The sequence below is a fragment of the Pelomonas sp. KK5 genome (assembly GCF_001984095.1).
Lineage (GTDB): Bacteria > Pseudomonadota > Gammaproteobacteria > Burkholderiales > Burkholderiaceae_C > KK5.
In genome coordinates, this window is sequence record NZ_LYVQ01000474.1 from 1 (window position 1) to 1,418 (window position 1,418).

The 1,418-nt window shown below is 70.2% G+C and carries 1 protein-coding gene and 1 pseudogene; both read left to right on the top strand.

Annotated elements, in window-relative coordinates:
* On the top strand, positions 1–1,180 hold a 1,180-nt coding region (locus B0W88_RS31735), incomplete at its 5' end, for a caspase family protein (RefSeq protein ID WP_144007142.1).
* 14 nt (positions 1,181–1,194) lie between these two features.
* Positions 1,195–1,418, top strand: a pseudogene (locus tag B0W88_RS31740) (hypothetical protein); the annotation flags it as partial.

Below are 1,418 nucleotides of genomic sequence, written 5' to 3' on the forward strand. Positions count from 1 at the left end.
GCTGGACCTGACCGCGCCGGCGCCGAGCACCAGCACCACGGCCAGCGCGGCCACCAGCAGCAGCACCGCCGCCGTGGCCGCGGCCGGCAGCACCAGCCCCGCCGCTGGCGCTGCGACCTTCGCGCCGGTGCGCCTGTCCGACATGTCCACCGAGGCGATGGTCTCGATGCTGGCCGCCCGCGAGCAGTACAAGAAGCGCCTGTTCGCCGACGCGGTGTTCAAGCTGCAGGAGAACCCGGCGCTGGCCGACGTGCGGCCCTGCCGCAACGTCGGCGAGGCCAGCGGCGGCGGCTGCCTGGTGACCGCGGCGCTCAAGCGCGAGGTGGCCGAGCCGGCGGCGCTGCCGAGCCCGGCGCCGAAGCCGGGCGCCACCTTCCTGGCCACGCGCCGGCACGTCAAGGCGGCGGCGCTGCCGCAGATCGAGCGCAAGGTGGCGGTGATCATCGGCGTCAACGACTACGGGGACAAGGAGATCCCGCCGCTGAGCAATGCGGTGAAGGACGCGCAGTCGATCAGCCAGCTCTTCGAGACCAAGCTCGGCTACGAGACGGTGCTGCTGCCCAATGCCAGCAAGGCCGACGTGATCGCCGCGCTGAACAAGCTGGCGCTGACGGCGGGCCCGAAGGACTCGGTCATCGTCTACTACGCCGGCCACGGCGACCTGGTCGAGAAGACCGGCCAGGGCTACTGGCTGCTGTCCGACGCCGATGCGCAGAAGCCCGAGACCTGGCTCAGCAACAACGACATCGGCAAGCTGATCGCGCAGATCGGCGCCTCGCAGGTGGCGCTGATCTCCGACAGCTGCTACTCGGGCTCGCTGGTCGCGCAGGATGAGCGCATCCGCGCCAGCGGCGCGCCGGTCGACCCGCAGCAGCTGCTGCAGCGCAAGTCGGTGGTGATCATGTCCTCCGGCGGCAACGAGCCGGTGTTCGACATGGGCAAGGACGGCCACTCGCCCTTTGCCTACAACCTGCTGACCCAGCTCGGCACGCTGGACAACTGGCAGGTCGGCGGCGATGTCTTCGAGCGCGTGCGCTTCGCGGTGGCCAAGGAGCTGCCGCAGCGCCCGCAATACGGTTCCTCCAGCGCGGCCGGCCATCAGCGCGGCGGCGACTATCTGTTCGAGCAGCGCCAGCTCGACCCCAATGCACCCGGGGCTTCCAATGCGCCCCAGAAGTAAGTGAGACAAGCGGTATGGATTCCTTGAAGTACAAGCGGCGCGGCTTCGCGCTCCATCGTCTGGCCCTGGCGCTCGCCGGCTGCTGGCTGCTGGCCCCCACCGCGGAGGCGGTGCTGCCCGGCGGGCTGCAGGTGGTGCAGGGCCAGGCCACGGCGGTGACCAATGGCGCGTCGATGACGGTGACGAACACCTCGGGCGCGATCCTGAACTGGAACAGCTTCTCGATCGGCGCGCAGAA